This window comes from Arthrobacter sp. Y3221160, from assembly GCF_059092585.1.
Map to the genome: position 1 here is coordinate 1889004 of NZ_JBNHHU010000001.1, position 13009 is coordinate 1902012.

Consider the following 13009-nt stretch of genomic DNA (forward strand, 5'->3'; position numbering starts at 1 on the left):
CGCATGAGCAACCAACCCACCATTGCCGCCGTCGAGGTGGTCCCGGTCGCCGGGCACGACTCGATGCTGCTGAACCTCTCCGGCGCGCACGGGCCGTTCTTCACCCGCAACGTGGTCATCGTGACCGACTCCGACGGCCGCACCGGCCTGGGCGAAGTCCCTGGCGGGGAGAAAATCCGCACCACCATCGAAGACGCCGGCGCCCTGATCACCGGCCGCCCGGTGGCCCGCTTCCGCAGCCTGCTGCGCGAGATCGCCGCGGCCTTCGCCGACCGCGACGCCGGCGGCCGGGGGCTGCAGACCTTCGACCTGCGCACCACCGTGCATGCCGTGACCGCCATCGAATCCGCGCTGCTTGACCTGCACGGCCAGTTCCTGGGCGTTCCCGTGGCCGAACTGCTCGGCGACGGCCAGCAGCGCGACGCGGTGCCGATGCTCGGCTACCTCTTCTACGTGGGCAACCCGGACGCCACCGACCTGCCGTACCTGCGCGAACCCCACGGCGCGGACGACTGGGAACGGGTGCGCCGCGAAGAAGCCATGACCCCGCAGGCCGTGGTCCGTTTGGCCGAAGCCGCGCAGGCCCGCTACGGCTTCCAGGACTTCAAGCTCAAGGGCGGCGTCCAGGCCGGCGACCTGGAGGTCGACGCGGTCACCGCGCTCAAACAGCGCTTCCCGGACGCCCGCATCACGCTGGATCCGAACGGCGGCTGGCTGCTGCAGGACGCCATCCGGCTGGGCCAGCGCATGCAGGCCGTGGTGGCGTATGCCGAGGACCCCTGCGGCGCCGAAGGCAAGTTCTCCGGCCGCGAGGCCATGGCCGAGTTCCGCCGCGCCACCGGCCTGCAGACCGCCACCAACATGATCGCCACCGACTGGCGCGAAATGGCCCACGCAGTGCGCACCAACGCCGTCGACATTCCGCTGGCCGATCCGCACTTCTGGACCATGGCCGGCTCCGTCCGCGTCGCGCAGCTGTGCAACGAGTTCGGCCTGACCTGGGGCTCGCACTCAAACAACCACTTCGACATCTCACTGGCCATGTTCACCCACGTCGGCGCCGCCGCCCCGGGCGAAATCACCGCGCTGGACACGCACTGGATCTGGCAGGACGGCCAGGGCCTGACCAAGGAACCGCTGCTGATCCGCGACGGCGAGATCAAGGTCCCGCAGGCCCCCGGCCTCGGGATCGAACTGGACGGCGAACGCCTCGCCGAAGCCAACGCCCTGTACCTGGAACACGGCCTCGGCGCACGCGACGACGCCGTCGCCATGCAGTACCTGGTGCCCGGCTGGGAATTCGACCCCAAACGCCCCTGCCTGGTCCGCTAGTACCCGCCGCCCGCTCCGCACCCTGCGGGGCGGGCGGTCTTCTTGTGTCCCGCCGTTTGACCTCTGCCCGGCCGCGCGTTTTGCGCCGGCCCGGGCAGAGCCGTGAGTTCTGGAGGTTCCGTGGAAGGTGTGCTGCTCGGCTTCGGCGTGGTGCTGGTGATTGTTGCCGTCGGCTTTGCCGCCGCAGCCATCGTCCCGCAGAAGGCGCCGGAGATGCAGCGCGGACTGACGCCGGTGATCTACTACATCACCAATCCGGCGCTGATGCTGGTGCTGCTGTCCGAGGCGGATCTCGCGTCGGTCGTCGGCGTCTACACTCCGATTGCGCTGATGACCGCCGCCCTCGCGGGAGCGGTCTATGCGCTGTTCAGCCGCTTCGTGCTGCGCCGCCCGGCAGCGCAGACGGCCGGTGGCGCCATGGCCTCCACCTACGTCAACGCGGGAAACATCGGGGTGCCGATCGCCCTCTACGCCGTGGGCAGCGCCGACCCGGTCGTTTCGGTGCTGCTGGCGCAGCTGCTGGTCATCGCGCCCGTGTACCTGACCGTCTTCGCCTGGTGCCAGCGGAAGGCGGCTAAGGGAAAGCTTTCACCGGACGACGGCGGTGCTGACGCGGCTGTCCCGCTCTGGCGCACCGTGATCAAGTCCATCCTCAATCCGGTCACCGTCGCCACCGCCGTCGGGGCGCTCATCTCCGTGACCGGGCTGCGCCTGCCGGAAGTGCTCTGGACGCCGGTGGAAATGCTCGGCAACGCGTCCATTCCGTTGCTGCTGATGCTGTTCGGCATGAGCCTGCGCGGGCAAAAGCCGCTGACCCAGCGCGCCCTGCGGGCCGACGTCGCGCTCGGCTCCGTGGTCAAGCTGGCCCTGATGCCGGCCATCGCGTGGGCGCTGGCGCACTTCGTGTTCGATGTCGGCGGCGTCCCGCTGCTGGGCGTGGTCGTCATGGCGGCCTTGCCGACGGCGCAGAACGTCTTCCTGTTCACCAGCCAGTTCCGCATGCAGTCCACCCTGGTGCGGGACATCATCTTCCTGAGCTCCCTGCTCTCGCTGCCCGCCGTCCTGCTGGTCGCCCTGCTGCTGGGCTGAGCCCTCCGGCGGAACTCGGACGCTCGTGGACTCGGCGAGGCGTTGGAGGTTCAAGACCTGACGGGTCTGCATGACCCAAGGGGAGCCGGCGTGGCCGCACAACTGACGGGTAGCCGGCGGTGAAACCGGCTGCAGCCCGCGCTGCCCGTAGCGCTCCCTTCAGGCTGCGGTATGTCATCGCGCTTCCCCCCTCAGGCCAGGGTGCAGGCGTTCCTGGAAAAAGGCGAGGATGCGCCTGCGCGCGTCCTCGGCAGACGGCTCGTGATAGCCAGCGGCAACCAGCTTGGCGAGCACCTTGTCCCCGAATGTCAGCTCCGACGGGCCATGGTTGTTGAGGAAGCGGCGGCCGGCGCCGGGATAGACCTTGATGTCATGGTCTGGTCTATCCCGGCGTCGGCGAGCAGCGGCTCAAGACGGGCCGGAACCTTAGGCACTCCAGGCCAGCGGTCCCTACCTCAGCTGCGTCTGGTCTTTGCTCGCCAACGCCCGTGTAGCCTTCACCGTGGTCACAGCGGCCCACTTCTCGGCTTTCTCCTTTTCTTGGTTGGGGGCCTCCTTCATTGCGGCCGCGGAACCGGTTTTCCGGACAAATTATCGGGACCGGTTTTCTGCAAGGTTGAGCGGTGGCGCCCACTGTCCGGTGGTCGAAACCAGACGGCGGCGCCGCGTCGTATTTGGCTGGCGGCTCAGCCCCAGGGGATGGCGCCCAGCAGGACACCGACGGCCAGCATCACCAGCGAAACGACGGTGGCACGCCACAGCACCTTCTTGTGGTGGTCGCCCAGTTCCACGCTGGCCAGCGACACCAGCAGCAGGATCGCAGGGACGAGCGGGCTCTGCATGTGTACGGGCTGGCCTGTGATGGAGGCCCGTGCCATCTCGGCGGGGGCGATGCCGAAGTGGGCGGCAGTTTCGCTCAGCACCGGCAGCACACCGAAGTAGAACGCGTCGTTGCTCATGAAGAAGGTCATGGGGATGCTGAGCACCCCGGTGATCACGGCCATGAACGGCCCCATCGAGTCCGGAATGATGTCCACCAGCCAGGCTGCCATGGCGTCAACCATGCCGGTGCCGTTCAGCACGCCGGTCAGGACCCCGGCTGCCATCACCATGGAGACGACGGCGACGATGCTCTTGCTGTGCGCGACCAACTGGTTGGCCTGTTCCTTGACGTTCGGGAAGTTGACCACCAAGGCAATGGCGGCCCCGACCATGAAGACGTAGGCCAGCGGAACGACGTCCAGCACCAGGATCACCATGACGGCCACGGTCAGGGCCAGATTGAACCAGAACAGATGCGGACGCAGGGTGGCCCGGTTGGGGTCCAGGGCGGAGTCGGTCAGGGATCCGCCCACCGGGCCTTCCTCTGGAGCCTCCAGAACAGCGACAGAGCCACCGGCCGGAGCGCCGACCGTCGAGGTACCCGGGACGGGCTTCCCGGACCCGGCTCCGCGCCTGCCGCGGCCCCTGCCAACGCCGGAGTTTCCAGCGGAGCTGCCGGCACCGCCGTCGTCGTCCCGGGCAGCATCCGCCCACAGATCGGGCTTGCCCTTGGCGGTGGCCTTGGGATTGCCGCCCGCCAACCGCTTGCGCTCGCTCAAACCGAGCGTCCAGGCGAAGACCATCACGACAAGGATGCCTGCCAGCAGGGATGGAATCATCGGCACAAACACGTCGGTCGGGGAGACATCCAGGGCGGCAGCAGCGCGTGCCGTCGGACCTCCCCATGGAACAATGTTCATGGTGCCGTTGGCTAGGCCGGCGACGCAGGTGAGCACCACCGGGCTCATGCCCAGCCGCAGGTAGATCGGCAGCATGGCCGCCGTCGTCAGAATGAAGGTGGTGGAACCATCGCCGTCCAGCGAGACGACGGCGGCCAGCACCGCGGTGCCGAGCACAACCTTGGCCGGGTCGTTGCCCAACGTGCGCAGGATGAAGCGCACCAGTGGGTCGAACAGTCCGACATCGATCATCAGGCCGAAGAAGATGATGGCGAACATCAGCAGCGCCGCTGTGGATGTCAACGACTTCATCGACTCGAGGATCATGTCGCCCAGGCCGAGGCCGGCCCCTGCGAAGAGGCCGAAAACAGTCGGCACAATGATCAGGGCTAAAACAGGCGTCAGTTTCTTGGTCATGATCAGCGCCATAAAGACCGCGATCATTGCGAAGCCGAGGAAAACCAGCACAGCAACTCCTTTGTCTAATGCAGCCGGTGTGACCGGCTTTACAGACATTAGGGTGGTCCGGGTCACGAATGGCGGTTAAACGCCCTTCAGGTGCATACTGCTTATTGAGCACGTTTTGCTCATTTAGCTCACAGGCCGAGGGCCGCACCCGGGAGGCACCATGGAGAACGGGGGCAGGCGACCGCCCCGGATGGGCTTTTCGGCCCGCATGCTGTTCCTCCAACTGGCCGTCGTGGCCGTGGTGCTCCTTCTCTCCGCCGCCGTTCTGGGCTGGCTGACCTACCAGCGGCTGGGCGAAGACGCCGAAGGCCAGGCCCTCGCCGCGGCACGGGCCGTCGCGGCGTCCGGCGACGTCCGCGCCGAGACCGCCGCGCTGGTCGATGCCGGGCCCGATCAGCTGTCCGCAAGGGCACTGGAGAACGGACCGCTCCAAGCACTGGCCGAGGACGTCCGGCTCCGGACCGGAGCCCTGTTCGTTGTGATCACCGACGACACAGGCCTGCGGCTGGCCCACCCCAATCCGGCCGAGCTGGGCCGCATGGTCAGCACCGACCCATCGGAAGCACTGGCCGGCCGCGAGGTCACCGAACAGGAACAGGGCACGCTGGGGCATTCCGCGCGGGCCAAGGTTCCCGTGTACGCTCCCGGGTCCGCATCCGTGGTGGGCGAAGTCAGTGTGGGCTTCTCCAGCCAAGACGTGCTGCAGTCCCTGGCCCGGAGCATCCTGCCCATCGCGCTTACGACTGCCGGGGCTCTGGCGCTGGGGATGGCCGCTTCCCTGCTGCTGGGCCGCAGGCTCAAGCGCCTGACTCTCGGACTCGAACCGGAGGAGATCGCGGCGCTGGCCCAGGACCAGGAGGCGGTGCTTCGCGGCGTGGACGAGGGCGTCATCGGTGTTTCCGCGGACCGCAGGATCACCGTGTTCAACCGCGAGGCCAAACGGCTGCTGGGCTTTCCCATCGACGCGGACCTCGTCGGCCGGCCGCTGGCCGAGCTGGAGATCCCCGGCGCCGGGGCATCTGTGCTGCCCGATGCCTTGGCCGGGCTGCTGGACGCCGCCGATCCGCAATCGCCCACCGTGGAGCTGGTGGTTGGTTCCCGGGTGCTGATCCTATCCGCGCGCGAAGTCCAGGCCAGCCGCACCCCGGGCAGACGCGGCTACCGTCCCGGAACGGGCACCGGCGCCGTAGTTCCGCGTGCACCCGAACTGGGCTGGGTGATCATGCTGCGCGACCGCACGGCCGTCCAGTCGCTGACCCGCCAGCTGGACGCCGTGGGCGCGTTGAGCACCGCGCTGCGGGCACAGCGGCACGAATTCGCCAACCGGCTGCACACCATTTCCGGCCTGCTCGCCACGGGGCACCCGGACCGCGCCCAGGAATACCTCACGTCCATCATGCAGACCGGACCGCTGAACTACCCGGCCGAACAGGCCGACCTGCTGCGGGACGCCTACCTGCAGGCTTTCATCGGAGCGAAGAGCATGGAGGCGGCCGAGCGCGGCGTGGTGCTCCGAGTCGGTCCCGAGACGCTGGTGCGCGGCCGGGTCACCGACCCGCAGGATGTCACCACGGTGATCGGGAACCTGGTGGACAACGCCGTCCGGGCCGCTGTGCTCGGGAGCAACCCGGACCGCTGGGTGGAAGTCGAGGTCATGGACGAGTTAACGGAAGACGGTGGAACGCTGCACCTGGTGGTGGCAGATTCAGGAGACGGGCTGTCCGGCCTCGCCGCCGACCACCCGGCCGCCGGAGAAGCGGCCGCCAGCATTGACCAGATCTTCGCCGAGGGCTACTCGACGGCAGACCCGTCGAGAGACCACCCATCGATCAAGACCGCGCCGCCGGACGACGTGTCGGGCCTGCCCGACATCCACGGCCAAGGCTTCGGGCTGTCGTTGAGCCGCCGGCTGGCTCGGCGCCGCGGCGGGGACGTCTGGGTGGCAGATCCAGGGCGCACGTTCGGGCCGGGAGCCGTATTCTGCGCGAGGCTGCCGGGCACGGTCGAACCTGTACCACCAGGAGGAAACCATGACTGATCTACAGGTGCTGATTGTCGACGACGATTTTCACGTGGGGCGCCTGCATGCCGGATACGTTGATTCCGTCCCCGGGTTCAGCGCGCTGGCGCCTGTCGGAAGCGCCGAGCAGGCGCTGCGCTCGGCTCACGGCCAGGCACCGGACCTGATGCTGCTGGATGTGTACCTTCCCGATGCGTTGGGACTGGACCTGCTGCGGAAAGTCGACGTGGACACGATCATGCTGACCGCCGCAGCTGACGCAGCGTCCATCCGCAAAGCACTGCGCCGCGGCGCGCTCGGCTACCTGATCAAGCCGTTCACGTCGGAGCAGCTGGCGAGAAAACTGCGTGCCTACGCGCGCTACCGCCGCCTCTTGGCTGAGCAGCCGGCCGTGGACCAAGATACGGTGGACCGCGCGCTGCACGCCCTGCACCCGGCCGAGGCCGCCGTGGCGGCCCGGACCCGGTCGGCCACGGAGGCCGCCGTACTGGAGTCGTTGGCACCCGGGCTGCAGCGGTCCGCGGCGGAAGTAGCGCAGACGGTTGGCATCTCCCGGGCCACTGCCCAGCGGTACCTGTCTGCTTTGGCGGACGACGGCGCCGTCGAAATCCATTTGCGCTATGGCAGCACCGGGCGCCCAGAGCACCGTTACGGCCGGGCCGGGTGACTCAGGGCGGGGCCGTCGGCCGGTCCGGGGCACCACCGGACTGGTTTTTGTGGCCGCGCAACGGCGGGCAGAGGCAGGAACAGGGGCGGGCAATGATTGGATGGCAGGCATGACCGTTGGCTTGGTACTGGATCTTTTCGGCACCTTCTTTTTTGCCATGTCCGGTTGCCTGTTGGCGGCCCGCCGGAAATTCGACATCATCGGTTCCGTGTTCCTTGGCTCCCTGGCCGGTCTGGGCGGCGGCATCATCAGGGACGTAATTCTGGATACCGTCCCCAGTGCCTTCAACAATCCGCTGTACTTCGTCCCGCCGGTGGTGGCAGCGCTGGTGGTCTTCTTCCTGTTCCGCAGCGTGGAACGCATGCAGCGTCCATTGCTGATCTTCGACGCCGGCGGGCTGGCACTGTTCTGCATCACCGGGACGGTCAAGGCCCTGAGCCTGGGCATGAACCCTGTCGCCTCGGCGCTGCTGGGCCTGACCACTGCCGTGGGCGGCGGCATACTGCGTGACGTCGTGGCCAACCGGGTGCCCCAACTGTTCAGCCCGGACGATCTGTATGCCGTGCCCGCCATGTTGGGTTCGGCCTTGGTGGTGGTGCTGTGGTTTGCCGGGGTCTACGGAACGCTGGCCGCCGTGGGCGTGGCCGCGGTGGTGTTCGGGCTCCGTGTGGTCTCCCTGCACTATGGCTGGCACATTCCGCACGCGGCCCCGGTATCGCGCCTGCCGCAGGACGACGGCTGATCAGGGAACACCCGCGGCTGGGCGGAAGCCGCGGCGGGACGGCTGCGGCGGCTGGGCGGAAGCCGCGGCGGGACGGCTGCGGCGGCTGGACGGAAGCGGCGGCCCTGGCCCCACGCGGCGGCCGGACGGAAGCCGCGGCTGGGGGGGGCCCACGGCCGCTCTGGGGCATCTTGTGTCGGCGCCGCTGCCCGCCCTTATGTCCGGTTTTGCCGGTGGATCTCCTCGATGATGCGGATGGCTGCCACGGCGTCGGCGGGCTCGACGGGAACCGGGGCGCCGTCGTGGATGGCCGCCGCCAGCTGCCGGTAGAACTCCGGGTAGGCCCCGGCCACGGAGCGAACCTTGCGGGCATGGTGCGGCGTGCCGAGGGTTCCCCACCGCTCTTCGGGCTCCTCGCCGTATCCGGCGGCCCCGGGAACCGCGCCGGCCGCCAGCGCGGCCTCCTGGCCGTCCAGCCCCCGGGAGGTGAAGGCGGCGGCCGAGCCGAGCACGTGGAACCGCGGCGCGGGCAGCGCGGAGATGAGGTTCATCGACAACCGCGAGCGCACGCCCGATTCGTGCCGCAGGGAGACGAAGGCATCCTCGTCGGCGGCGGATGCTGCGGGGGCGGTGTGGCGGGCGGTCTCGCCGTAGACCGTGGCGGCCGGCCCGAAGAGCGTGAGCGCCTGGTCGATCAGGTGGACGCCAAGGTCGAAGAGGATGCCGCCTCCGCCGACGACGCCGGCCGTTGCCTTCCAGGCCCGCAGACCCTCCGGCTTCCAGCGCTCAAAGCGGGACTCGAAGGTGTGCACCCGGCCGAGTTCGCCGTCGCCGATCAGCTGCTTCAGGGTCAGGAAATCCGAATCCCAGCGGCGGTTGTGGAAGACGGAGAGCACCATGCCGGCCCGTCCGGCCTTGGCCAGCAGGGCGTCGCCTTGGGCGGATGCGGGGACGAAGGGCTTGTCCACCACCACGTGCAGGCCGCGGTCAATCGCGGCGTCGGCGAGCGCGTAGTGGCTGGCCGGCGGGGTGGCCACCACCACGAGGTCAAGCGGCTTCGGCGCGTTGAAGAGTTCTTCCGCCGTTGAGACGATCCGGGCGCGCGGGTGCCCGGCCGCCGCCTGTGCCGCCCGCTCGGGATTGGCCGTGACGATCGCGTCCAGCGAGTACCCGCTCGCGGCCTCCAGCAACGGCGCGTGGAAGACCCTGCCGGAGAGTCCGTAGCCGATCACGGCGGTGCGCAGCGGGTTGTGCCCTGCCATCGTTGCTCCTAGGGTGTTCTGGTGCCGGTCGAAGGTGCCCGGCTGCCTCGAGCCTAACGGCGGACCTGGGGCTGTTCACGCAATTGCTGCGTGAGGATGTGCGCCTCCTCCAGGAGCAGCTTGCCGAGGAACTCCTGCCGGTCGGGCCGGAACCGTTGTTCGATGCCGGTCAGCGACAGCGCCCAGGCCGGCTGGCCGTGCCGGTCGAAGACGGCCGCACCCATCCCCCAACTGCCCTCCAGGATCAGCCCCGGGTTGACGGTATAGCCCCGCTGCCGGGTTTCGGCCAGGTTCGCGCGGATCTTGTCCGGCGCATGGGCCGGGCCGAAGCGCTCAACCCGGGCACCGCCGTCGTCGAGCAGCCGGTCGATTTCCCCGTCCTCCAGAAAGGCCATGATGGCCAGCCCGGCCGAAGCGATGCCCAGCGGGAAGCGGACGCCTTCGTGCAGTACAAAGGAGCGGACCGGAAAGCTGCCTTCAACCCGGACCAGGCAGACGGTTTCGTCGCCCCGCCGGATGGACAGAAAGGCGCTCTCGCCCGTTTCATCCGCCAACCGCTGCAGGCGCGGCCGGGCCAGGTCCTCGATCGCAAAGCGGCCAGCGGCCACCGACCCGAGCACATAAAGCTCCGGGCCCAGATGCCAGGTGCCGGTCTCCGCATGATGGTCCAGCAGGCCCTCGGCGGCGAGGGAGTTCAGTAGCCGGTAGACCGTGGGCCGGGTCAGGCCCGAGGCCCGGACGATGTCCGCCAGGGCCGCGCCGGTCTCCGGGGCGCGTCCGACGATCCGCAGCAGCCGGGCTACCCGGCCGACCACTTGGGCTCCTTGTACCTGCTTGTCCGGCAATTGTCCTCCTGGCGGTCTGGCGGCCGGGCCGGGTCGGTTATGCCGCCCCGCAGATCCACAATGTGGACAGTCTACCCGCCACTGTCCACACTGTGAATGCAGTTCTTGGCCGCCCGTTGACGGTTGCGCGGCGGCCGCACTAGTCTGCCGGATAACAGCTGTCCACAAGATGGACAAGTTCCGCGCCAGGTCAGGACGAGTGGCTGCGGACGGCACTCAACGAGGAGGAAGCATATGTCCAAACTGACCGCAGGACCCGCCGCCGCTCTGGCAGGCGTGCTGCATGACGGCATGACCATTGCGGTGGGAGGATTCGGGCTCTCCGGCATCCCCGCGGACCTGATCGACGCGGTGCGCGATTCCGGCGTCAAGGACCTGACGGTGGTCTCGAACAACATGGGCGTCGATGGCAAGGGTTTGGGCGTGCTGATCGAGGCCGGGCAGGTCCGCAAGGTGCTGGCCTCCTACGTGGGCGAGAACAAGCTGTTCGCCCAGCAGTTCCTGGCCGGCACGCTGGAGGTCGAGTTCAACCCGCAGGGCACGCTCGCCGAGCGCCTTCGCGCCGGCGGCGCGGGCATCGCGGCCTTCTACACCAAGACCGGGGTGGGCACGGTGATCGCCGAAGGCAAGCCGCACGAGGAGTTCGACGGCGAGCTTTACGTGCAGGAGCGCGGGATCGTGGCCGACCTGTCCCTCGTCCACGCCCACACCGCCGACACGGACGGCAACCTGATCTACCGCTACACCGCCCGCAACTTCAACCCTGTGGTGGCCACCGCCGGCCGCGTCACCATCGCCGAGGCCGAGGTGATCGTGGGGCCGGGTGCTCTGGACCCGAACCACATCGTCACCCCGGGCGTGTATGTCCAGCGCCTCGTGCAGGCCTTGGACCGCGCCAAGGACATCGAGCAGCGTACCGTCCGCCCCCGCCCCGCCGCCGTCGGCGCCTGAGATTTCAGACCAGAAGGAGCACATCATGGCTTGGACACGAGACGAGATGGCGGCCATCGCGGCCGCCGAACTGAACGACGGAGACTACGTCAACCTGGGCATCGGCATCCCCACGCTGGTGGCCAACAACCTGCCGGACGGCGTGCGGGTGGTGCTGCAGAGCGAAAACGGCCTGCTGGGGATGGGCCCGTTCCCGTACGAGGGCGACGAGGACGCGGATCTGATCAACGCCGGCAAGCAGACCGTGACGGTGCTGCCCGGCGGCTCCATCTTCGATTCGGCCACCAGTTTCGGCATGATCCGCGGCGGCCACGTGAAGACCGCTGTCCTGGGCGCCATGCAGGTCTCCGCCGCGGGCGACCTGGCCAACTGGACCATCCCCGGGAAGATGGTCAAGGGCATGGGCGGCGCCATGGACCTGGTCGCGGGCACCCCACGCGTGGTGGTGCTCACCGAGCATGTCGCCAAGGACGGCACGCCCAAGATCGTTAACGAATGCTCGCTGCCGCTGACCGGAGTGAAGGTGGTCAACCGGATCATCACGGACCTCGCCGTCTTCGACATTGACGACGACGACGGTGCCCTCCCGCTGCGGCTGGTCCGCCTGGCGCCGGGCGTCACCGTGGCCGAGGTGCGGGAGAAGACCGAGCCGGACTTCGCCGTCGCCCCTGAACTGGACGAAGCCGCCGCCGAACCGGCCGGCGCACGGGAAACAGCGCTGGAAGGAACTCACTGATGAGCCTGAAGCAACATTTCGGCCGGGACATCCTGCTGACCGGCTGGGGGCACTCCCCCTTCGGCAAGCTGGCCGACGAGACGCTGGAATCGCTGATTGTCGGGGTGGCCCGGGAGGCCATCGCCAACGCCGGGTTGGAGCCGGGGCAGATCGACGAGATCTACCTGGGCCAGTTCAACTCCGGCATGGTGCCGCTGGGCTTTGCGTCCTCGCTGGCCCTGCAGGTCTCCGACGATCTGGCGAACGTGCCGGCCACGCGGGTGGAGAACGCCTGCGCGTCCGGTTCGGCGGCCGTGCAGCAGGGTGCCAAGTCGCTGCTGGCCGGCGCGGCGCACAACGTGCTGGTGATCGGCGCCGAGAAGATGACCCATGCCGGCGCCGACGTGGTGGGCGCTGCCCTGCTGGGCGCCGACTACGAGGCCGCCGGCAAGCCGAGCTCCACCGGGTTTGCCGGCCTCTTTGCCGAGACCGCCAAGCACTACCAGAAGCGCTACGGCGAGGTGGGCGACGTCCTCGGCTCGATCGCCGCGAAGAACCACCGCAACGGTGTGGCCAACCCCTACGCGCAGCTGCGTAAGGATCTGGGTGAGGAGTTCTGCCGGACGGTCTCGGACAAGAACCCCGTGGTCGCCGAGCCGCTGCGCCGCACGGACTGCTCGCCGGTCTCGGACGGTGCCGCCGCCGTGGTGCTCAGCACCGAGTCGCCGCGTTCCGGTGCCGCGGCGGCTGCAGTCCGGCTGGCCGGCTTCGGCCACGCCAACGACTTCATGCCGACAGAGAAGCGCGATCCCACCGCCTTCGCCGGCAGCCGCGCCGCGTGGCGGCGCGCCCTGGATATGGCCGGGGTGGGGCTGGAGGACCTGGACCTGGCGGAGCTGCACGACTGCTTCACCATCGCCGAGCTGATCATGTACGAGGTCATGGGGCTGACCCCGGCCGGCGAGGGCCGCCGCGCCATCGAGGAAGGCTGGGTGTACCGGGACGGCAAGCTGCCGGTGAACCTGTCCGGCGGGCTGAAGGCAAAGGGCCACCCGGTCGGCGCCACCGGCGTCTCGCAGCACGTGGTGGCCGCCATGCAGCTGTCCGGCACTGCCGGGGACATGCAGCTCCCGGGCGCCCGGCGGGCGGCAGTGCACAATATGGGCGGCCTGGCGATCGCCAACTACGTCAGCGTGCTCGAAGCGGTGTAGTCCCTCT

The 13009-nt window shown here is 68.8% G+C and carries 12 protein-coding genes; 8 read left to right on the forward strand and 4 right to left on the reverse strand.

Going from position 1 to position 13009, the window contains the following annotated elements; all coding sequences use genetic code 11:
- Nucleotides 1-3: 3 nt before the first annotated feature.
- Nucleotides 4-1332: an enolase C-terminal domain-like protein gene (locus tag AC5RWG_RS08760; RefSeq protein ID WP_494166779.1), complete on the forward strand. Its 1329-nt coding sequence runs from the start codon at nucleotides 4-6 to the stop codon at nucleotides 1330-1332.
- Between the two features lie 102 nt (nucleotides 1333-1434).
- On the forward strand, nucleotides 1435-2421 hold the full coding sequence (locus tag AC5RWG_RS08765; protein ID WP_494166780.1) for an AEC family transporter: 987 nt from the start codon (nucleotides 1435-1437) through the stop codon (nucleotides 2419-2421).
- Nucleotides 2422-2595: 174 nt separating this feature from the next.
- On the opposite strand, the gene AC5RWG_RS08770 is transcribed toward AC5RWG_RS08765, so the two are convergent.
- Nucleotides 2596-2790 (reverse strand): hypothetical protein, encoded by a 195-nt coding sequence (locus AC5RWG_RS08770; RefSeq protein ID WP_494167110.1) that lies wholly within the window; start codon nucleotides 2788-2790, stop codon nucleotides 2596-2598.
- A gap of 317 nt (nucleotides 2791-3107) precedes the next feature.
- Nucleotides 3108-4610 (reverse strand): CitMHS family transporter, encoded by a 1503-nt coding sequence (locus AC5RWG_RS08775; protein ID WP_494025191.1) that lies wholly within the window; start codon nucleotides 4608-4610, stop codon nucleotides 3108-3110.
- Nucleotides 4611-4770: 160 nt separating this feature from the next.
- On the opposite strand from AC5RWG_RS08775, the gene AC5RWG_RS08780 reads away from it, so the two are divergent.
- From AC5RWG_RS08780 to AC5RWG_RS08790, 3 genes are all read left to right on the forward strand, one after another.
- Nucleotides 4771-6648, forward strand: a complete 1878-nt coding sequence (locus AC5RWG_RS08780) for a sensor histidine kinase (RefSeq protein WP_494166781.1) — start codon at nucleotides 4771-4773, stop codon at nucleotides 6646-6648.
- Nucleotides 6641-7297: a response regulator gene (locus AC5RWG_RS08785; RefSeq protein WP_494000877.1), complete on the forward strand. Its 657-nt coding sequence runs from the start codon at nucleotides 6641-6643 to the stop codon at nucleotides 7295-7297. Before AC5RWG_RS08780 ends, AC5RWG_RS08785 begins: the two co-directional genes overlap by 8 nt.
- Nucleotides 7298-7406: 109 nt before the next feature.
- The gene (locus AC5RWG_RS08790; protein ID WP_494000878.1) at nucleotides 7407-8039 is read left to right on the forward strand and encodes a trimeric intracellular cation channel family protein; all 633 of its coding nucleotides are present in this window, start codon (nucleotides 7407-7409) and stop codon (nucleotides 8037-8039) included.
- 194 nt (nucleotides 8040-8233) lie between these two features.
- On the opposite strand, the gene AC5RWG_RS08795 is transcribed toward AC5RWG_RS08790, so the two are convergent.
- Together AC5RWG_RS08795 and AC5RWG_RS08800 are read right to left on the reverse strand one after the other, a co-directional pair.
- The gene (locus AC5RWG_RS08795; protein WP_494166782.1) at nucleotides 8234-9280 is read right to left on the reverse strand and encodes a Gfo/Idh/MocA family protein; all 1047 of its coding nucleotides are present in this window, start codon (nucleotides 9278-9280) and stop codon (nucleotides 8234-8236) included.
- A 53-nt stretch (nucleotides 9281-9333) separates the two neighbouring features.
- A complete protein-coding gene (locus tag AC5RWG_RS08800; RefSeq protein WP_494049328.1) occupies nucleotides 9334-10095 on the reverse strand; it encodes an IclR family transcriptional regulator in 762 nt (253 codons plus the stop codon).
- A gap of 264 nt (nucleotides 10096-10359) precedes the next feature.
- On the opposite strand from AC5RWG_RS08800, the gene AC5RWG_RS08805 reads away from it, so the two are divergent.
- The 3 genes from AC5RWG_RS08805 to AC5RWG_RS08815 are packed head-to-tail and all read left to right on the forward strand — an operon-like array spanning nucleotide 10360 to nucleotide 13002.
- Complete coding sequence (locus AC5RWG_RS08805; RefSeq protein WP_494166783.1) at nucleotides 10360-11076, forward strand: CoA transferase subunit A; 717 nt, start codon at nucleotides 10360-10362, stop codon at nucleotides 11074-11076.
- Between the two features lie 25 nt (nucleotides 11077-11101).
- Nucleotides 11102-11812 (forward strand): CoA transferase subunit B, encoded by a 711-nt coding sequence (locus tag AC5RWG_RS08810; RefSeq protein ID WP_494166784.1) that lies wholly within the window; start codon nucleotides 11102-11104, stop codon nucleotides 11810-11812.
- Nucleotides 11812-13002, forward strand: a complete 1191-nt coding sequence (locus tag AC5RWG_RS08815) for an acetyl-CoA acetyltransferase (protein WP_494166785.1) — start codon at nucleotides 11812-11814, stop codon at nucleotides 13000-13002. Before AC5RWG_RS08810 ends, AC5RWG_RS08815 begins: the two co-directional genes overlap by 1 nt.
- The last annotated feature ends 7 nt before the right edge of the window (nucleotides 13003-13009 follow it).